Here is an 18,726-nt window from a genome sequence, read left to right as displayed (position 1 = left end):
CCGAATCAGGCTTTTTTTAGCCATCCGGCAAACAGACGGGTCACGATGGGCATCCACAGCCAGACCACCAGCGCGACCACACAGGCATCGTTAATCAAATGCAGCAGCAATGAGCCTTTCAGGCCAGGAAGCAGCGCGCCAGTCACCTGTGGTACCAGATTGGTGCTGGGAAAGATCACCAGAAGCGTGATCAGAAACTGTTTCCACTGTTTTGGCTTACGTACGTGTGTCTCCGGTGGCGTAAACCAGAACGCAGGTTCCGTACGCACTTCGGTTTTGTCGCCTTCCGCCAGCAGCGGTTCAATCTCTTTCACCAGCGCATTGCGGGTATCGGACTGAGTCCACTCATAGAGGTGTTCGAGGGTGTCGAAGCGGATGATCACCGTCCACAGGTTTTGCCCTTCGGACGGGCGGATTACGTTCGCGCCCAAATGGCCGGGAAATTCCGCCGCGATGGGCATGATCCTGCCAAGCCACTGTTCGTAGTGCTCAGCCTGTCCCGGAAGTAACGTGTGAGTAATCACCAGCGTCACATGTGATGTTTGCGCCATAAAAGCTCCCTGGTCATTGATGGGCGGGAGAACCCCGCCCTGAAAGGTTTACGCTTTGCGTTCTGGTGCGCCATGAACGAGGGTGTAGGCATAATCAACGCCCATGCCATAAGCCCCGCTGTGCTCGCGAACCAGGTCCATCACCGCGTCGTAAGTGCCTTTGCGTGACCAGTCACGCTGGTACTCCAGCAGGACCTGTTGCCAGGTCACTGGTACGGCCCCGGCCTGAACCATACGATCAATCGCGCGTTCGTGCGCATCAACAGAGGTACCGCCGGATGTATCGGTTACCACGTACACTTCGAAACCTTCGTCGAGCGCCATCAGTGCCGGGAAGGTCAGGCAAACCTCGGTCCACAGGGCTGAGATGATAAGTTTCTTACGGCCCGTTGCTTTAACTGCCGCAACAAACGCATCGTCTTCCCAGGAGTTCATCGAGGTACGTTCAATGGGTTTGACATCCGGATGAACCGCCAGCAATTCTGGCCAGATATAACCGCTGAAGCTTTTCGTTTCGACCGATGTGTAGATAACAGGAACATCAAAAATTTTGCCTGCTTTCGCCAGTGCTACCGTATTATTCTTCAGCAATTGACGGTCAATATTAGCGACACCAAAGGACATTTGCGGTTGGTGATCGATAAAAATCAGTGCGGAATTGGATGGATCAATCAGTTCACGAATAGACATAAAAGTACCTTTTAAACAATAGGTTAAAAGCAAACATTTGGTGTGCTATATGAGAAAGGGCCCTGACTGATAAAGCAAATTGAGTATAGCGAGAATTGACTGAGCGGATAGTAAAGATATTTGTCCCCTCTGTTGAATAAAACCGAACAACCCAGGGGAATATTCTGCAACCAGTACACCGTACCGGTTGCAGACAGCGGTTAATTACCGAACCACACGGAAGCAGAAATTGCAGGAAGTGAGAGTATGCCTTCCTGAAGAGTCCCTTTACCTTCCTTGCATTGCCACGCCTTCACGTGCAGCAATGGAGAATCATCCAGCACCACTTCACAGGCCTCACCCCGGTTAATCGCCACCAGCACGCGCTGCTGGTTATAAACACGGGCAAATACCACCACGTTATCGTGGGCATACACCACCTGGCAGCCGCCATAACGTAACGCCAGGTTCTGTTTACGTAACTTCGCCATACGCTGATACAAACCCAACAGCACCTTATCCTGTTTCGCTGGCTCCCACGGGAAGGTTTTGCGGCAGAACGGATCGTTGTTACCGTCCAGCCCCACTTCATCACCGTAGTAAATACAAGGCACGCCAGGCCATGTGAAGAGCCAGGTGACGGCCAGCGGCAGACGCGCCACATCCTTGCCAAGCAGGGATTTAAAGCGCGCCGTATCGTGGCTATCCAGTTGATTAAACATCCGCAATTGCTGCTGATGCGACAGACCGGCGCGGTAGTTATCCATCCACGCCATACAGGTTTCGGCATCAATGTGATTCGGATCGTAGGAGATGTCGGTATTCGCCAGGAATCCCCATAGCGGGAAGGTAAAGCCACGATAGTTCATCGCTGCATCTTCCGCATCGGCCTGCAGCCACTGGCGCGCATCGCCAAAATGCTCGCCAAATACAAATGCCTCTGGCTGAGCCGCTTTTGCAGAACGGGTAATACCCGCGACGTGTTGAATATTGTTCCGCGCCCCGCCCGCTTCGCCCAGCATGTGCACCACATCCAGGCGCCAGCCATCCATATTCCACGGTGCTTTCAGCCAGTGGCGTACAATGCTGTCTTCACCGCCGTAGATTTCATTGATCAGAGAAGGTGACTGGAAATCCAGCTTTGGCAGACTCGGATAACCCAGCCAGTCCAGCGCACGTCCCTCCTCATTAAAGCTATACCAGCTTCTCTGTGGTGAATCCGGGTTATGGCATGCTCCGCTCATCGACTGATTATGACGGTCAAACCATGCGTGTGAATCTCCGCTGTGGTTAAACACACCGTCCAGAATCAGGCGCATGCCTTCACTTCTGGTGTTCTGCCGCAGGCGCAATAACGCCTCGTCGCCGCCAAACTGCGCGTCAACGCGACGATAATCTTCGGTATCGTATTTATGTACGCTCGGCGCACTGAACACCGGATTGAGATACAACGCTGTCACGCCGAGCTTTTTCAGGTACGGCAGCTTTTCGCTGATACCATCGAGATCGCCGCCGTAGAACGTCGAGCCGCCAGCCTGCGCAGTCAGTGGTTCATCCCATGCTTTCAGGATGATATCGTGGCCCGCCGCATGGTGGTGATAGATCTTATCCTGGTCGGCGGTGCGTTTTTCACAGCGGGCAAAGCGGTCCGGGAAGATCTGGTAAAAGACCTGATCGTTAACCCATTGCGGCCCGTTATCCGGGTAATCCACCGCAAACTGCTCAAGACGGGCCGGAGGAAAACGGCTCAACCCCTGCGGGGAAAACCACAGCTGACGGTTGTTCCACAGCAGTTTGAAACTGTAACGGCGACGGGGCTGCCCGCTGCGCAAGTCGATATTTGCCCGCCAGGCCGTGATCCCCGGCTGCGGCTGGCTGCGCTGTTTGTGCATTTTCAGCGCGGTCTCTTCGTTATCAATTTCGGCGCGTAGCGTCACGCGTTCAGGCTGATTCTCCCCCGTCAGCCAGAGCGTAATCACAAGGTTGTCTTTGTTTTGCTTAACAAATGGGGCAACCGGAAGGTGCCAGGCGTTTAACATCACGAATCCCCTTTGATGAAATTGACGTCACCTTGCCACAGGGTGATTAAGGTTAGCTCATCATGATGCGGTTTATTGGGGGAGGAGGATGGGGGAGGAGAAAAAATGCCCGACATCGTCGGGCATTAACATTACTGTGCTTCCGCCAGTTGACGGTCACGGCGGCATTTAAACATCCAGCCCACCAGTAGCAGGACGATCCACGCGAAGCCCACGTATAAGGAAATACGGGTATCCGGATGGTAGCCAATCAGGGCGATGATAAAGACCAGGAAGAGCAGGCCGACCACGGTCGTTGCCACACCGCCCGGCACTTTGAACTTCAGCGCTTTCACCTCATCCGGTGACAGACGACGGCGGAATGCAACCTGTGACAGCAGGATCATAATCCACACCCACACCGTCGCGAAGGTTGCCAGCGACGCAATCACCAGGAAGACGTTTTCCGGCATGATGTAGTTCAGGTAAACCGAGAACAGCAGTGCGACGGTCATCACCACCACGGTGACCCACGGCGTACCGCGACGTGATGTTTTGGCAAATACCTTTGGCGCACTGCCCTGCTCCGCCATGCCGTGCAGCATACGCCCTACGCCAAAGACGTCACTGTTGATCGCGGAAAGCGACGCAGTCAGCACCACAAAGTTCAGAATGCTGGCAGCAAACGCAATGCCCATATGCTGGAAGGTCAGTACAAACGGGCTACCGTTCGTGCCCACCAGGTTCCACGGGTAGATAGACATGATTACGAACAGCGTACCCACATAGAACACCAGAATGCGCATCGGCACCGAGTTGATGGCGCGCGGAATCGACTTCTCAGGATCTTTCGCTTCCCCGGCGGTGATACCGATAATCTCAATACCGCCGTAGGCAAACATCACCATCTGTAGCGACATCACCATGCCGAGCCAGCCGTTACTGAAGAAACCGCCGTTGCTCCAGAGGTTATGGATACCCGTCGGCTGACCGCCGTTACCAATCCCCCAGATGATGATCCCGAAACCGGCGACAATCATGATGATAATGGTGGCGACCTTAAAGAAAGAGAACCAGAACTCCAGTTCACCAAAGACTTTCACGCTCATCAGGTTAACCGCGCAGATGATCAGCACCACGCTCAGCACCCAAATCCAGTGCGGTACCGCCGGGAACCAGACCCCCATATAGATACCAAACGCGGTCACATCGGCAATCGCCACAATCAGGATTTCAAAGCAATAGGTCCAGCCGGTAATAAACCCGGCCAGCGGACCTAAGTTTTCCTGCGCGTAACGGGAGAACGAACTGGCTGAAGGATTGTGAACCGACATTTCGCCGAGGGCGCGCATGATGATATATGCCGCCACGCCGCCGATGATGTACGCCAGCAGAACGCTTGGACCGGCCATTTTAATGGCATCTGCCGAGCCATAAAAAAGACCGGTACCGATAGCGGAGCCCAGCGCCATAAAGCGGATGTGGCGCGTGCTCAGCCCACGTTTAAGTTTGTTAGTGCTTTCCATTTAAATCTTGCCATTCAACACGAAAAAAACAAAAAACCACGGGGCCTTAAGCCCCGTGGTTAAACAGTTTGTTGCCGTTGATTAATGGGCGTTCGATGCGACCTGACGCCCTGCAGCACGATCCCAGATAACCGCCAGAACCAGTGCAACAACGGTAGGCATCAGCCAGGCCAGGCCTTGTTCGGACAGTGGCAGACGCTGTGTCCAGGCTGGCAAAATTTCTGCGAAAGCTGATGCTTTAATCCCGTCAAGGATACCAAAAATCAGGCTGATAAACATGGCTGGCGCAATAATTCGTGAGGAGTTGTTCCACCACGGACGAGTAAAGCTCAGTACCACCAGCACGATACATGGCGGGTAGATAGCCGTCAGCACCGGAATAGAGACCTGAATCAGGTGGCTCAGACCGAGGTTTGACACCGCCATGGAGAAGATGCCGAGAATAAACACCAGTGCGCGGTAAGAGAGCGGCAGATACTGCGCAAAGAACTCCGCACAGGCGCAGGTCAGGCCAACGGCCGTCACCAGACATGCCAGGAAGATGAGCGCCGCCAGCAGCATACTGCCCGCACCACCGAAGGTGTGCTGAACATAAGCATGCAGAATAGCCGCACCATTCGCGTTTTGATCAACCAGCATGGCGCTATCGGAACCCAGACGGAACAACGCCAGATAGAGCAGCGTCAGACCCACACCGGCCATCAGACCAGCCCAGATGGTGTAACGGGTCAGCAGACGTGCTTCGGTCACACCACGGGAACGCGCAGCGTTAACGATTACGATACCAAACACCATTGCACCCAGCGTGTCCATCGTCAGGTAGCCGTTCACAAAACCGTTAGAGAACGCGGCGTTTTTGTAGGCATCCATGGCGTCGCTAATCGGGCCTGCCGGCCAGACAATCGCCGCAACCGCCAGCACAATCAGTGCCACAATTTTCAGCGGAGCCAGGAAGTTACCGACGGTATCCAGCAACTTGCCCGGATAGAGGGAAACCAGAATCACAATCGCGAAGTAGATCAGGCTGTAGATAAACAGCGGCATCGCGCCGTCACCCGTCAGAGGAGCAATACCTACTTCGAAGGAAACGGTTGCCGTGCGGGGGGTCGCAAACAGTGGGCCAACAGCCAGATAGCAGACGGTTGCCAGCAGGACACCCGCCACTTTGCCGATCGGGGTGCTGAGGCTATCAACACCGCCACCCACTTTCGCCAGGGCGATAACGGTCAGTACCGGCAAACCCACAGCAGTAATCAGGAAACCAAATGCAGCAGTCCAGACGTGTTCACCCGCCTGTAAGCCAACCATTGGAGGGAAAATGATGTTGCCTGCGCCAACGAACAGCGCAAATGTCATAAAGCCCAGCGCGATGATGTCACGCGATTTTAAGTGATGGGTCATAAAACCTTACTGCCTGTGGATGTGGTGTTGAAAACATTGAGCTTTTCGATTTCCCTGGTGGGAAGATACAGCCGAAAAATTGCTCAATTTCAGCGGGAAATGCTCCCGTCCTGGCGTGGAGAAGAATAGTTTTTCGATTTACCACGCAAATACAGTCGGTCTGACAGTATCTGGGGCGCAATTTAAACGCTTATAACGTTTAAAGGCAAGGTGGGATCGTAAAACCAGAACAATATGCCAGCATGAAAATACACACCAGCACAATACGCTAATTATCAGAAAAACCCATGGCTAATCATGCGAACAAAAAACAGTCAGCCGTATAAAATTCATTCGCGTTTCGTTTGACTGCAAAGCAAACGGGCCAGCAAACGCTGACCCGTGGAAAGGTAAAATGACACACCCGTTATCAGGCGATCTTTTTGGCAATTAATCGTTCCGGGATCACGAAACTAAAGCGGGTTCCCTTACCCAGTGTACTCTGAATATCGAGACGGCTTTCATGGTGATTGACGGCATGTTTTACAATTGCCAGCCCCAGGCCACTTCCCCCTGTCTGCCGCGATCGCGCTTTATCCACGCGATAGAAGCGTTCGGTCAGACGCGGGAGGTGCTCCGGTGCAATCCCCGGACCATTATCCTCGACGCTAAATTCAGCGCCCGTTGGGGTATGCTGCCAGCGCACCACGATCTCCGTCCCTTCCGGCGTATGATTCACCGCGTTATACACCAGATTGGAAATGGCGCTACGCAGTTCATCTTCACTGCCCAGTACCTTCAGCGTATTGTCGACCTCAAAGCTTAGGTGGTGCTTCTTATGGCTTAACGTTTGTGCTTCACGCTCCACCACCCGCAGCATCATGGGGACATCAATGGTGTCATTCAGCGCAAGCGTTGGCGCCGCTTCAATCTTCGATAGCGTCAACAGCTGTTTTACCAGACCTTCCATACGGTGCGTTTGCTCGCGCATGGTGTGCAGCGCTTTTTCACGTGGCGCACCTTCAAGCGTTTGCTCCTGCATCATCTCCAGGTAACCCTGAAGTACGGTCAACGGGGTACGTAATTCGTGGCTCACGTTCGCGAAGAAGTTGCGTCGCGCGCCTTCCAGCTGGTGCATCTGGGTGACATCGCGCGCCACCATCAGCCACTGCTGATCGCTGTAGGGCATCACGCGGATTTCCAGATGACGACCATTATTGAGTTTCAGATTATGCGGACCAGTAAAATCACGCTTTTTCAGATACTGAGCAAACTCAGGATAACGCAGAAGGTTGAGGATATTCTGGCCATTATCATCCGGCCAGCGCAACCCCAGCAACTGTTGCGCAAGACCATTACACCAGAAGATAGTCCCTTCTTCGGTCGTCAGAATGACCGCATCCGGGAGCGACTCCGCCCCGCTGCGAAAACGCTTGATCAGGCTTCCCAGTTCGCGGCGGCGCTTTTTATTGCGCATCTGCATCTGGTGCAGACCGTAAAGCAGCGGTTCCCAACTGCCGCTTCCCGGCGGCGGTGTCATACTTCGGTCAACCCATAGCCACCAGGAGAGGCGTAACAGGTTCCAGAAATGCCAGATCAGCAGCCCGGTGACCGAAGCCAGCAGAAACCACGGCAGGTATCCAAGAAAGGCCCCCAGAATGAAGGCCGGAATACAACATAAGATCAGTTCAAAGACGAGCCTTTTCCATGACAGACGTTCCAGCACGCGTCACACTCCTGTCATTGTTCAGAAACGGGTAGAAAAACGATAACCCGTGCCGCGGACCGTCTGCACCATGCGATCGTGGCCGCTCAGTTCCAGCGCTTTTCGCAGGCGGCGGATATGGACGTCAACCGTCCGGTCTTCGACATATACGTTAGTTCCCCAGACGTTATTCAGCAACTGTTCGCGGCTGTAAACGCGTTCCGGGTGAGTCATAAAGAAGTGCAGGAGTTTAAATTCGGTAGGTCCCATGTCGAGCGGATTTTCGCCCGTCATGACACGGTGTGAGGTCGGGTCAAGGCTCAGACCTTGCATCTCAATCACCTCTTCCACTGCCATCGGTGAAATGCGGCGCATTACGGCTTTGATACGAGCAACCAGCTCTTTCGGGGAGAACGGCTTAGTAATGTAATCATCGGCACCCGTTTCAAGCCCACGTACGCGATCTTCTTCTTCGCCACGCGCCGTCAGCATGACAACAGGGATATCGCGGGTCATCGCTTCACGTTTAATGTGTTTGATAAACTGCAGTCCAGAGCCGCCAGGCAACATCCAGTCGAGCAGAATCAGATCGGGCCAGGGCTCATTCAACTGGTTCACCGCGCTGTCATAATCTTCCGCTTCAACCGGCTGGAAGCCATTTTGTTCGAGCACGAAGCACACCATTTCACGAATTGGAGCTTCATCTTCTACGACCAGAATACGTCTCGCCATACTTTGCCCTGTCTTATCTTATTTAAGTTACAAGTTTGTAATGCGGCGTCATTATGCGTCAGATTTATGACAGATTTATGAAAAACCTTACCACCATAAATGGCAAACTGTTGTTTTATTACAGCGGTTATTTTCCGCCCCCTGAATGTTTATAATCGCCAACATCTTTTTTCGCCACGGATCTCCTATGCGCATACTTCACACTTCGGACTGGCATCTGGGTCAAAACTTTTACAGCAAAAGCAGGGCAGCGGAGCATGAAGCGTTCCTGAACTGGCTGCTGGATACGGCCCGATCGCACGAAGTGGATGCGATTATTGTTGCGGGTGACATTTTCGATACCGGTTCGCCGCCAAGCTATGCGCGTGAGCTGTACAACCGCTTCGTGGTAAATCTGCAGCAAACCGGCTGTCATCTGGTTATTGTCGCCGGTAATCACGACTCCGTCGCCACGCTGAATGAGTCCCGCGACATCCTGGCCTTCCTGAACACTACCGTGGTGGCCAGTGCCGGGCATGCTCCGCAGATCCTGAAAAAACGCGATGGTACACCGGGGGCGGTGCTGTGCCCGGTTCCCTTCCTGCGCCCACGCGATATCGTGCAGAGCCAGGCGGGGATGTCCGGCGGGGAAAAACAGCAGCATCTGTTGCAGAGCATCACTGATTATTATCACCAACAATATACCGATGCCTGTACCTTGCGCGGCGAACAGCTCATTCCGGTGATTGCGACCGGACATCTCACCACCGTCGGGGCCAGTAAAAGTGACGCCGTACGTGACATCTATATTGGCACGCTGGATGCGTTCCCGGCGCAAAATTTCCCGCCTGCCGACTACATTGCGCTTGGGCATATTCACCGCGCGCAGATCATCGGTGGCTGCGAACACATTCGCTATTGCGGCTCGCCCATTTCGCTAAGTTTTGATGAGACAGGTAAAGCCAAATCTGTGCATCTGGTGAGTTTTAACGAAGGTAAACTCAGCGCCGTCGAAACGCTGGAGGTCCCTGTCACCCAGCCGCTGGCGGTGCTGAAGGGTGACCTTGATGCCATCACCACCCAGCTTGAACAGTGGCGTGGCACTGCGCTTAATCCCCCCGTCTGGCTGGATATCGAAATCACGACAGACGACTATCTGCATGATATGCAGCGAAAAATTCAGGCGCTGACGGAAGATCTTCCTGTCGAGGTTTTACTGGTACGCCGTAGTCGCGAGCAGCGCGAAAAAATCCTGCTGAGTGCTCAGCGCGAAACGCTGAGCGAACTTAAGGTCGAAGAGGTTTTTGAACGCCGACTGGCCCAGGAAGAGATGGATGATGCAAAACGCGCCCGGCTGAACGAGCTGTTCGCCGATACGCTGCACGCACTGAATAACGAGGAAGAAAACGCATGAAAATCCTGAGCCTGCGTCTGAAAAACCTCAACTCACTCAAGGGCGAGTGGAAAATTGACTTTACCGCTGAGCCCTTTGCCAGCAACGGGCTGTTTGCCATTACCGGTGCGACCGGTGCAGGCAAGACCACCCTGCTCGACGCCATTTGTCTGGCGCTCTATCACGAAACGCCGCGTCTGCAAAAAGTGTCTCAGGCGCAAAACGACCTGATGACGCGTGATACCGCCGAGTGTCTGGCCGAGGTTGAGTTTGAAGTAAAAGGTACCGCCTACCGCGCCTTCTGGAGCCAGAACCGGGCGCGTAATCAGCCGGACGGGAACCTGCAGGCACCGCGTGTGGAACTGGCTCGCTGTGAAGATGGCAAGATTCTCGCCGACAAAGTGACAGATAAACTGGAGCAAACCGCCGCGCTCACCGGGCTGGACTATGGCCGCTTTACCCGTTCAATGCTCCTCTCTCAGGGGCAGTTTGCCGCTTTCCTCAATGCCAAACCGAGCGATCGCGCAGAGCTGCTGGAAGAACTGACCGGAACCGAGATCTATGGCCAGATTTCCGCCAGGATATTTGAGAAACACAAAGCCGCCCGAAACGTACTTGAAATGCGCGAGGCACAGGCAGCGGGTGTGGTGCTGTTGAGCGAAGAGCAACAGCAGCAGTTACAGCAAAGTTTGCAGGCACTTACTGACGAAGAAAAAACACTGCTGGCACAACAACAGAGACAGCAGAAGGATTATCAGTGGCTTACGCGCCGTGATGAGCTTCTTCGCGAGCAACAGCGCGTAACCTTGTTACAACAGCAGGCACAACAGGCGCTGACCGATGCCGCGCCTGACCTGGCAAAGCTCCAGCTTGCTCAACCCGCCGCTCAGCTTCGACCGCTTTGGGAGCACCAGCAAGAACAAGCCTCGCGTCTGGCTCAAACCCAGCAGCGAATTATCGAAGTAAATACTCGCTTACAAGACAAAACCGCGCTGCGCTCGCGTATCCGTAATACCGCCATTCGTACCCATGAGCAGCTTCAGACCGAATTAACGGTACTGGCGCAGTGGCAGACAGAACATGATCGATTCCGCTTGTGGGGACAGGAAATAGCAGGCTGGCGAGCGCACTTCGCTCAGCTTAGCCGTGATAAAAATCAGCTTACTGCCCTGACCGTCCGCCTCACTGAATTACGCCATAAACGGGCCGCCCTGCCGGAAACAACCCTGACGCTGACGGCGGATGAGGTTGCAGTAGCGATGGAACAACAGGCGCAATCACGAACGATGCGTCAACGTCTGACCTCGCTCCATGCCCGCTATCAGCCGCTACAAAAACGCCTGCACCAGAACGGTGAAAGCGTGCAGAAAGCCCTGGCTGAGCAGGTAAAACTCAATGAAACATTGACGCTACGTCGCCAGCAATACAAAGAGAAAAACCAGCACTATCTGGACCTGAAAGCCCTGTGTGAACGTGAAGCGACGATTAAAGATCTGGAAAGCTATCGTTCTCAGCTTGAGGCAGGCAAACCCTGTCCACTGTGCGGCTCCAGCGAACATCCTGCCGTGGAGAAATATCAAGCGCTTGAACTGACTGATAATCAGCGTCGCCGTGATGCCCTGGAAAAAGAAGTCGCCTCGCTAAAAGAGGAAGGACTGCTGGTCCTGGGCCAGGTTAATGCCCTGACTCAACAGATCCAGCGCGAGACAGGCGAAGCGCAGACACTCTCTCAGGAAGAGCAAGCACTCACTAAAGAGTGGCTGGAGGTTTGCGCGGCATTAAATATTTCGCTGAATATTCAGGAAGATATTGCCGTCTGGATGAGCGAACAGGAGCACTATGAACGCCAGCTTTATCAGCTCAGCCAGCGCCTGACGCTGCAAAACCAGCTCAACGAACTGGAAGAGCAGGAACGCCAGTATCAGCAGCAACTGGCGACAACGCGTCAGGGGCTGGAAAGCGCCCTCGTCGCTCTTTCACTCAGCGTACCTGAAGAAGGTACTGAGGCCACCTGGCTGAACGCCCGTGAGACGGAATTCGCGCAGTGGCAGGAGAAACAGACACAGCAAGGTGCGGTTCAGGAACGTATAAACGCCCTGAAACCACTGCTTGACGCACTTCCGGTTACCAACAGCGAAGAGATCGAACCCGCCATTCCTGACAACTGGCGCGCAATCCACGACGAATGCGTGTCTCTGCAGAGCCAACTGGCGGCACAACAGCAGCAGGAAACGCTGGAGCGTGAGCGCCTGCAGCACTCGCAGGCGCAGTTCACCCAGGCACTCTCGGCAAGCTGTTTTGCCGATCAGGACGCGTTCCTTGCTGCGTTACTGGAGGAGAGCACCCTCCTCCACCTCGAACAACTGAAACACTCGCTGGAAAACCAGATACAGCAGGCCACCACCCTGTCCGGACAGGCAAACCAACAGTTGCAGGCGCACCAGGCACTGCAGCCAGAAGGACTCGACACCGATGCACCAGGCCAGCAAATCCAGCTACAACACCTGACGCAGCAGCTTCGTGAGAACACCACGCGGCAGGGAGAAATCCGCCAGCAGCTTAAGCAGGATAGCGATAACCGCCTGCACCAACTGGCTTTAATGCAGCAAATTGAAGAGGCCAGCCGTCTGGCAGACGACTGGGGCTACCTGAATGCGCTTATCGGCTCCAGTACCGGCGACAAGTTCCGTAAGTTCGCCCAGGGGCTGACGCTGGACAATCTTGTCTGGCTTGCTAACCAGCAACTTAACCGCCTGCACGGGCGTTATCTGCTCCAGCGCAAAGCCAGCGATGCCCTGGAGCTGGAAGTGGTCGATACCTGGCAGGCGGATGCCGTGCGCGACACCCGTACGCTCTCTGGCGGTGAAAGTTTCCTGGTCAGTCTGGCACTGGCGCTGGCACTTTCCGATCTGGTGAGTCACAAAACACGGATCGACTCGCTGTTCCTGGATGAAGGGTTCGGCACGCTCGACAGTGAAACACTGGATACCGCGCTGGATGCCCTCGACGCGCTGAACGCCACCGGGAAAACGATCGGTGTGATCAGCCACGTCGAGGCGATGAAAGAGCGTATACCGGTGCAGATCAAAGTGAAAAAGATCAACGGGCTGGGGTATAGCAGGCTGGATAACGCGTTTGCGGTGGAGTGATGGTGGGGGAGATCTGTGCTGTCTGGTGCCCTCACCCTGGCCCTCTCCCACAAGGAGAGGGAATAAACACTCTTTGCTTTTATTCCGGCCACAACCACGCCGCGCCTCGCACGCCGCTGGAGTCTCCGTGTAGTGCTTTACGGATCGGGGTTTCACACTCGCCGCCGAAGACCCACTGTTTCACCAGATTCGGGACAGTGGTATACAGCCGGTCAACGTTGCTCATACCACCACCCAGCACAATCACGTCCGGATCGAGAATATTCACCACATGCGCCAGCGATTTCGCCAGACGCATTTCGTAGCGGCGGAGCGCCAGTTCAGCTACCGGGTCCTGTTCTTCGACCAGACGCATGATCTCGTTACCCTTTAGCGGCTGACCACTCAGACGGTGGTAATCGGTAGCAAAACCGGTACCGGAGATAAACGTCTCAATACAACCTTGTTTACCGCAATAACACGGAACTTCAGCGCGGTATTTAAGCTCATCTTCATCCATCCACGGCAGTGGGTTGTGCCCCCACTCGCCCGCCGTACCGTTACCCCCGATATGGGCTCGTCCGCCAAAGGCCACGCCTGCACCGCAACCGGTACCAATGATGACAGCAAAAACGGTATGGGCACCGGCAGCCGCGCCGTCAATCGCTTCTGAAACCGCCAGACAGTTAGCGTCGTTGGCCAGACGCACTTCCCGGTTCAGACGCGCGCTCATATCTTTATCAAAAGGCTGACCGTTGAGCCAGGTCGAGTTAGCATTTTTAACCACCCCGGTATAAGGCGAGATCGACCCCGGGATCCCCATTCCGACGGTGCCCGTTTGCCCTGTCGCCTGCTCTGCCATCTCAACCAGTCTCGCGATCGTCTCGATAGTCTGGTGATAATCATCGCGCGGCGTCGGCAGACGGTGGCGGAACAGTTGTTCCCCCTGCTCGCTCAGTGCGATGACTTCTGTTTTGGTGCCGCCCAAATCAATCCCAATACGCACAAGACTCTCCTCATTATTTTGATTATCAACAGAGTAGAAGCACGCTTCCCGATTAGCAATGCAAGCGATGCGACAATTCGTTATCATGCCCGCTGATTTAACGACAAGGCCGTGGAAATTATCATGCTGTGGTTCAAAAATTTGATGGTTTACCGTCTCAGCCGCGACGTTTCGCTGCGTGCAGAAGAGATGGAAAAACAGTTAGCCGCTTACACCTTTTCCCCTTGCGGTAGCCAGGATATGGCAAAAACCGGTTGGGTTCCGCCAATGGGTTCACAAAGCGATGCACTGACCCACGCCAGCAGCACGGGTCAAATCATCGTCTGCGCCCGTAAAGAAGAGAAAATTCTGCCAACGCCGGTGGTTAAACAGGCGCTCGAAGCGAAGATCTTCAAGCTGGAAGCCGAACAGGGTCGCAAGCTGAAGAAAACCGAAAAAGATTCGCTGAAAGACGAAGTTCTGCACTCTCTGCTGCCGCGCGCCTTTAGTCGCTTCAGCCAGACCATGATGTGGATCGATACCGTTAACGGGCTGATTATGGTGGACTGCGCCAGCGCCAAAAAAGCAGAAGATACGCTGGCTCTGCTGCGCAAAAGCATCGGCTCCCTGCCGGTTGTACCGTTGGCGCTGGAAACGCCAATCGAGCTGACCCTGACCGAGTGGGTACGCAGCGGTGCTGCCGCGCAAGGTTTCCAGATCCTCGATGAAGCCGAGCTAAAAGCCCTGCTGGAAGATGGCGGCGTGATCCGCGCGAAGAAACAGGATCTGGTGAGCGACGAAATTGCCGTACATATCGAAGCGGGCAAAGTGGTGACCAAACTGGCGCTCGACTGGCAGCAGCGGATTCAGTTCATGATGTGCGATGACGGTTCCGTGAAGCGTCTGAAGTTCTGCGATGAACTGCGCGATCAGAATGAAGATATCGACCGGGAAGATTACGCCCAGCGTTTTGATGCGGACTTCATCCTGATGACCGGGGAACTGGCCGCATTGATTCAGAATCTGGTGGAAGGTCTCGGCGGCGAAGCGCAGAGATAACAGGCAAAGCGTAGGCCGGGTAAGCGTTAGCGCCACCCGGCTTATTTTTTATTTCAGATAGCGGCACAGATAAGAGGTCGGTTCAGCAACCTGCAGATGGAACTCGCTGTGGCCAGGAACGTTGAAAACCTGTCCGGCTGCGTAAACTTTCCATTCCGTTTCACCCGGCAGTAAGACGTTGAGCGCACCGCTAACGACCGTCATCTCTTCCGCTTCGGCCGTACCAAACGTGTATTCCCCTTCGGCCATGACACCGACACTGGCGCGGCCAGTGCTGCTGCTGGTAAAACCAATGGATTTCACTTTACCGGAAAAGTATTCGTTACTTTGAAGCATGAACTGGCCCTTATATTTTTAGATAAAAATTCACTATAGGGGCCATGCTCATCACCTGTCACGCAAAATCATTACGTCAGAAGCTCTGAAGCCAGGCGAGCCATCAGAACATTGGATAACAACACCGGCACATCCAGCGCCTTTTGCAGTAAATCGCGATGATGCTGGTGGAAGCCAAGACAATCGAGAATCAACACATCCGCCCCCCTCTCCAGCAACTCACGTCCGGCCTCGATCAGTGCGGCATCGCTATCCCAGAACGGATTTGCCAGTGCATATAAGGGCACTTTTTCAAGCACATGCCACTTCACCTCCTGGTTATCCATCAACTCTTCGAGCGGGACGATGACCCCCACCTGATGGCCATCAACAATTGAGGCCACCAGAGGCGGGATGATGCGCATCGGTTCCAGCAGTATCGCATTACGCGCCGTGAGACCTTTAATGGGTGCGGTACTCATCAGCAAAATAACGTCATAACCTTGATTATCGAGCACTTCTATCACCCCTTGCAGCGAGCGCTCGATTTTCTGACGCGAAACATGCGCCAGTTTACCGTCACTTAATAACGTCGCCAGGGGATCCTCCCCCGCCTCTACAGCGTAGTCTTCCATGACCTCTTCCCGACTCATCTTCCCCAGCAGGCTAAGATGCGTTATCTGTTGTTCAGAGACATGCTCGGTTAAGAGCGGTAACACTTCGCTTACAGGGACCACACCAATGGTGAGGATCGCCAACGTCGCCTTCATCTTTATCGCCTTCCATTACTACAACATCATGCATACAGGTACAGGCTCACTACGCTGCACAGTTCATTTTTTCAACAAAACAGCACCAAGCGTAGCAGGTGATCTTCACATCGAAATGTAAAGATCGCCTGTCGATTACGGAGTCACCTGTAATAACTAAATATTAACCCCTGCTTAACATTCACGATGAGTAAAAAGTGTGATTCAGGCACGGTATTGGAGTATTACGGAAAACATTCAGGACATATCGGGATCTTCGTAGCGCCGTTTGGCATCCAGCGCTTCCTGTTCAGTCTCGTGTTCACTGATCAGCGAATCCGGTTTGGGGTGATCGGCACGCAGTTGATACCAGGTCACGGTATGACCCGTATGGCCTTTTTCAACGGTAACAATACGCGCTTCACGAGGATAGGGAGGTCTGGTTGGCATAGCTCATCCTTTTTTTATGTCAGAGCTATAAGTATAGACGCCGGTTAGCTGGCACAAGCCAAACGCAGGGCAGTGATAATCTGGGTAACCACATCTTCCGGGGACGCAGCAGCATCCACCACGTGATGTGCTGCTTCACGGTATAGCGCATCACGTTCAGCCAGTACTTCTCTCACCTCTTCGCTAAGCGGTCTGGACGTCAGTGCAGGACGCTGCCCCTCTTCCGGAAATGCTTCCAGACGCCCTACCAGAGCCGAAACAGGTGCACAGAGATAGATCACAATGCCTTTTTCGCGCATAAAGTGGCGATTACATTCAGCCAGAACAATGCCCCCTCCTGTCGCGATAACGGCAGACGGTGTGGTTACCGCTTTCAGCGCAGCCGTTTCACGTGCGCGGAAGCTGTCCCATCCTTCCTGTTCGACGATGTCCGCGATTGTTCTTCCGGCCTCTGTTTGCAGCCAGTGGTCAGTATCCACAAACTGACGATCGCACGCGCGTGCCAGTTCCAGGCCAACGGTGGTTTTCCCACAGCCACGGGGGCCAACTAAAAAGATGGGTTGGGTCATAACCAGGTGTTCCCCTTGATGCCGGATGGCCGAAGAGTGTAAAGAAATAATTGCAGAAGATGTTTCGATTACTTTACTGCAAAGCGGTACGGGATGACAACCCTGTGGAGGCCATACTGTACCACAAATTGACAATGGTTATCATTACGCAGTGCGGCGCTTCACTTCCAGTAACCATTTATCCAGCTCTGCGGCAAACTGCTGGCGATCGCGCTGGGATAAGCTGTCTGGCCCACCCGTCTGTACACCGCTGGCGCGTAGCGTATCCATAAAATCACGCATGGTGAGTTTTTCCCGAATGGTCGCAGGTGAATAACGCTCCCCCCGAGGGTTCAGCGCCGCAGCCCCTTTCTCCAGCACTTCTGCAGCCAGAGGGATATCCGCCGTGATCACCAGATCTTCCGCGCTACACAAACGGACAATTTCGTTATCCGCCACGTCAAACCCGGCCGGAACCCGCAACGCGCGAATGAATCTGGAAGGAGGGACGCGAATATTCTGGTTCGCCACCAGCGTTAGCGGCATCTGAACACGCTCGGCGGCGCGGAACAAAATCTCTTTAATCACATTCGGACACGCGTCCGCATCAACCCAAATCGCCATATTGTCTCCCCTTAATGACTCTGCCGACTATTGTCGCCTGCATTTCGTTGTTAAGCTATCAATCAGAGAAAACAACGCATAATGACGGAGAGTCGTGATGGATAAGAAAATCGGGTTTATCGGCTGCGGTAACATGGGCAAAGCCATCCTGGGCGGCCTGATCGCCAGCGGCCAGGTTCTGCCGGGTCAGATTTGGGTCTATACCCCGTCACCTGATAAAGTCGCCGCGTTGCGCGATCAACACGGGATTAACGCCGCCGAAAGCGCTCAGGAAGTCGCCCAGGTCGCCGATATCGTCTTTGGTGCCGTTAAGCCGAACATCATGATCAAAGTGCTGAGCGACATCACCTCCAGCCTGAATAAAGAGACGCTGGTCGTCTCCATCGCTGCTGGCGTCACGCTGGATCAACTGGCGCGTGCGCTGGGGCACGATCGTAAAATCGTCCGGGCGATGCCTAATACCCCTTCACTGGTCAACGCTGGCATGACTTCCGTCACGCCAAACGCACTGGTGACCACGGAAGACGTGGCAGATGTCCTGAACATTTTCCGCTGCTTCGGTGAAGCGGAAGTCATTGCCGAATCCATGATCCACCCGGTTGTCGGCGTGAGTGGTTCAGCCCCTGCGTATGTCTTCATGTTCTTAGAAGCGATGGCCGACGCCGCGGTACTGGGCGGTATGCCACGTGCGCAGGCGTATAAATTCGCAGCACAGGCAGTTATGGGTTCTGCCAAAATGGTGCTGGAAACCGGTAAACATCCTGGTGAGCTGAAAGATATGGTTTGCTCCCCTGGTGGTACCACCATCGAAGCGGTGCGGGTACTGGAAGAACGTGGATTCCGTGCTGCCGTCATCGAAGCGATGGCAAAATGTATGGAAAAATCAGAGAAACTGAGTAAATCCTGATCATCTCA

17 protein-coding genes are annotated in these 18,726 nt (G+C 54.2%); 4 read left to right on the top strand and 13 right to left on the bottom strand.

From position 1 onward, the window contains the following. Positions 1–5 precede the first annotated feature (5 nt). The 7 genes from HED65_RS06465 to phoB form a co-directional block, all read right to left on the bottom strand. Entirely contained in the window at positions 6–551 is a 546-nt protein-coding gene (locus tag HED65_RS06465) for an antibiotic biosynthesis monooxygenase (RefSeq protein WP_028017671.1), read from the bottom strand. Positions 552–599: 48 nt separating this feature from the next. Then, complete coding sequence (locus HED65_RS06460) at positions 600–1,241, bottom strand: hydrolase (protein WP_014069092.1); 642 nt, start codon at positions 1,239–1,241, stop codon at positions 600–602. Between the two features lie 200 nt (positions 1,242–1,441). Continuing rightward, a complete protein-coding gene (malZ, locus tag HED65_RS06455; protein WP_114977914.1) occupies positions 1,442–3,259 on the bottom strand; it encodes a maltodextrin glucosidase in 1,818 nt (605 codons plus the stop codon). Positions 3,260–3,390: 131 nt separating this feature from the next. Then, the gene (gene proY / locus HED65_RS06450; protein WP_114977913.1) at positions 3,391–4,764 is read right to left on the bottom strand and encodes a proline-specific permease ProY; all 1,374 of its coding nucleotides are present in this window, start codon (positions 4,762–4,764) and stop codon (positions 3,391–3,393) included. An 81-nt stretch (positions 4,765–4,845) separates the two neighbouring features. Then, positions 4,846–6,165 (bottom strand): branched-chain amino acid transporter carrier protein BrnQ, encoded by a 1,320-nt coding sequence (gene brnQ / locus HED65_RS06445; protein ID WP_114977912.1) that lies wholly within the window; start codon positions 6,163–6,165, stop codon positions 4,846–4,848. Between the two features lie 409 nt (positions 6,166–6,574). Next, positions 6,575–7,870, bottom strand: coding sequence for a phosphate regulon sensor histidine kinase PhoR (phoR, locus tag HED65_RS06440; RefSeq protein WP_114977911.1), 1,296 nt, complete (start codon positions 7,868–7,870; stop codon positions 6,575–6,577). Between the two features lie 21 nt (positions 7,871–7,891). Then, positions 7,892–8,581, bottom strand: coding sequence for a phosphate response regulator transcription factor PhoB (phoB, locus tag HED65_RS06435; RefSeq protein ID WP_003859122.1), 690 nt, complete (start codon positions 8,579–8,581; stop codon positions 7,892–7,894). 187 nt (positions 8,582–8,768) lie between these two features. Between phoB and sbcD the strand changes: the two genes are divergently transcribed. Together sbcD and sbcC are read left to right on the top strand one after the other, a co-directional pair. Further along, the gene (gene sbcD / locus HED65_RS06430; protein WP_114977910.1) at positions 8,769–9,974 is read left to right on the top strand and encodes an exonuclease subunit SbcD; all 1,206 of its coding nucleotides are present in this window, start codon (positions 8,769–8,771) and stop codon (positions 9,972–9,974) included. Continuing rightward, positions 9,971–13,102 carry an exonuclease subunit SbcC gene (sbcC, locus tag HED65_RS06425; RefSeq protein ID WP_114977909.1) on the top strand — a complete coding sequence of 1,044 codons (3,132 nt, stop codon included), beginning with the start codon at positions 9,971–9,973 and terminating at the stop codon, positions 13,100–13,102. The genes sbcD and sbcC overlap by 4 nt, the downstream gene beginning before the upstream one ends. 79 nt (positions 13,103–13,181) lie before the next feature. Here the strand turns inward: sbcC and mak are convergent, their stop codons facing one another. Beyond that, complete coding sequence (mak, locus tag HED65_RS06420; RefSeq protein WP_114977908.1) at positions 13,182–14,087, bottom strand: fructokinase; 906 nt, start codon at positions 14,085–14,087, stop codon at positions 13,182–13,184. A gap of 123 nt (positions 14,088–14,210) precedes the next feature. Here mak and rdgC point away from each other — a divergent pair, with 123 nt between their 5' ends. Then, positions 14,211–15,125: a recombination-associated protein RdgC gene (rdgC, locus tag HED65_RS06415; protein ID WP_028017678.1), complete on the top strand. Its 915-nt coding sequence runs from the start codon at positions 14,211–14,213 to the stop codon at positions 15,123–15,125. A 48-nt stretch (positions 15,126–15,173) separates the two neighbouring features. On the opposite strand, the gene ppnP is transcribed toward rdgC, so the two are convergent. The 5 genes from ppnP to HED65_RS06390 all read right to left on the bottom strand — a co-directional run bounded on the left by ppnP (position 15,174) and on the right by HED65_RS06390 (position 17,811). After that, positions 15,174–15,461, bottom strand: coding sequence for a pyrimidine/purine nucleoside phosphorylase (gene ppnP / locus HED65_RS06410; RefSeq protein WP_008503270.1), 288 nt, complete (start codon positions 15,459–15,461; stop codon positions 15,174–15,176). A 71-nt stretch (positions 15,462–15,532) separates the two neighbouring features. After that, positions 15,533–16,210 carry an AroM family protein gene (locus tag HED65_RS06405; protein ID WP_114977907.1) on the bottom strand — a complete coding sequence of 226 codons (678 nt, stop codon included), beginning with the start codon at positions 16,208–16,210 and terminating at the stop codon, positions 15,533–15,535. Positions 16,211–16,447: 237 nt separating this feature from the next. Continuing rightward, entirely contained in the window at positions 16,448–16,639 is a 192-nt protein-coding gene (gene yaiA, locus HED65_RS06400) for a protein YaiA (protein WP_114977906.1), read from the bottom strand. A 44-nt stretch (positions 16,640–16,683) separates the two neighbouring features. Beyond that, positions 16,684–17,208, bottom strand: a complete 525-nt coding sequence (gene aroL, locus HED65_RS06395; RefSeq protein ID WP_114977905.1) for a shikimate kinase AroL — start codon at positions 17,206–17,208, stop codon at positions 16,684–16,686. A gap of 144 nt (positions 17,209–17,352) precedes the next feature. Next, positions 17,353–17,811 (bottom strand): YaiI/YqxD family protein, encoded by a 459-nt coding sequence (locus tag HED65_RS06390; protein ID WP_014830847.1) that lies wholly within the window; start codon positions 17,809–17,811, stop codon positions 17,353–17,355. Positions 17,812–17,908: 97 nt separating this feature from the next. On the opposite strand from HED65_RS06390, the gene proC reads away from it, so the two are divergent. Beyond that, positions 17,909–18,718, top strand: a complete 810-nt coding sequence (proC, locus tag HED65_RS06385; RefSeq protein ID WP_114977904.1) for a pyrroline-5-carboxylate reductase — start codon at positions 17,909–17,911, stop codon at positions 18,716–18,718. The last annotated feature ends 8 nt before the right edge of the window (positions 18,719–18,726 follow it).

Source organism: Pantoea sp. LS15 (assembly GCF_012241585.1).
Lineage (GTDB): Bacteria > Pseudomonadota > Gammaproteobacteria > Enterobacterales > Enterobacteriaceae > Enterobacter.
The sequence above is the reverse complement of the archived record's forward strand: the minus strand, read 5'-3'. Positions and strand labels throughout refer to the sequence as shown.

Bases quoted from the DNA above. Each gene is read 5' to 3' on its own strand.
- HED65_RS06405 (WP_114977907.1), bottom strand. From the start codon at position 16,210: ATGAAGGCGACGTTGGCGATCCTCACCATTGGTGTGGTCCCTGTAAGC.
- sbcD (WP_114977910.1), top strand. From the start codon at position 8,769: ATGCGCATACTTCACACTTCGGACTGGCATCTGGGTCAAAACTTTTAC.
- phoB (WP_003859122.1), bottom strand. From the start codon at position 8,581: ATGGCGAGACGTATTCTGGTCGTAGAAGATGAAGCTCCAATTCGTGAA.
- HED65_RS06465 (WP_028017671.1), bottom strand. From the start codon at position 551: ATGGCGCAAACATCACATGTGACGCTGGTGATTACTCACACGTTACTT.
- rdgC (WP_028017678.1), top strand. From the start codon at position 14,211: ATGCTGTGGTTCAAAAATTTGATGGTTTACCGTCTCAGCCGCGACGTT.
- malZ (WP_114977914.1), bottom strand. From the start codon at position 3,259: ATGTTAAACGCCTGGCACCTTCCGGTTGCCCCATTTGTTAAGCAAAAC.
- HED65_RS06460 (WP_014069092.1), bottom strand. From the start codon at position 1,241: ATGTCTATTCGTGAACTGATTGATCCATCCAATTCCGCACTGATTTTT.
- aroL (WP_114977905.1), bottom strand. From the start codon at position 17,208: ATGACCCAACCCATCTTTTTAGTTGGCCCCCGTGGCTGTGGGAAAACC.
- brnQ (WP_114977912.1), bottom strand. From the start codon at position 6,165: ATGACCCATCACTTAAAATCGCGTGACATCATCGCGCTGGGCTTTATG.
- sbcC (WP_114977909.1), top strand. From the start codon at position 9,971: ATGAAAATCCTGAGCCTGCGTCTGAAAAACCTCAACTCACTCAAGGGC.
- proC (WP_114977904.1), top strand. From the start codon at position 17,909: ATGGATAAGAAAATCGGGTTTATCGGCTGCGGTAACATGGGCAAAGCC.
- proY (WP_114977913.1), bottom strand. From the start codon at position 4,764: ATGGAAAGCACTAACAAACTTAAACGTGGGCTGAGCACGCGCCACATC.
- yaiA (WP_114977906.1), bottom strand. From the start codon at position 16,639: ATGCCAACCAGACCTCCCTATCCTCGTGAAGCGCGTATTGTTACCGTT.
- HED65_RS06390 (WP_014830847.1), bottom strand. From the start codon at position 17,811: ATGGCGATTTGGGTTGATGCGGACGCGTGTCCGAATGTGATTAAAGAG.
- ppnP (WP_008503270.1), bottom strand. From the start codon at position 15,461: ATGCTTCAAAGTAACGAATACTTTTCCGGTAAAGTGAAATCCATTGGT.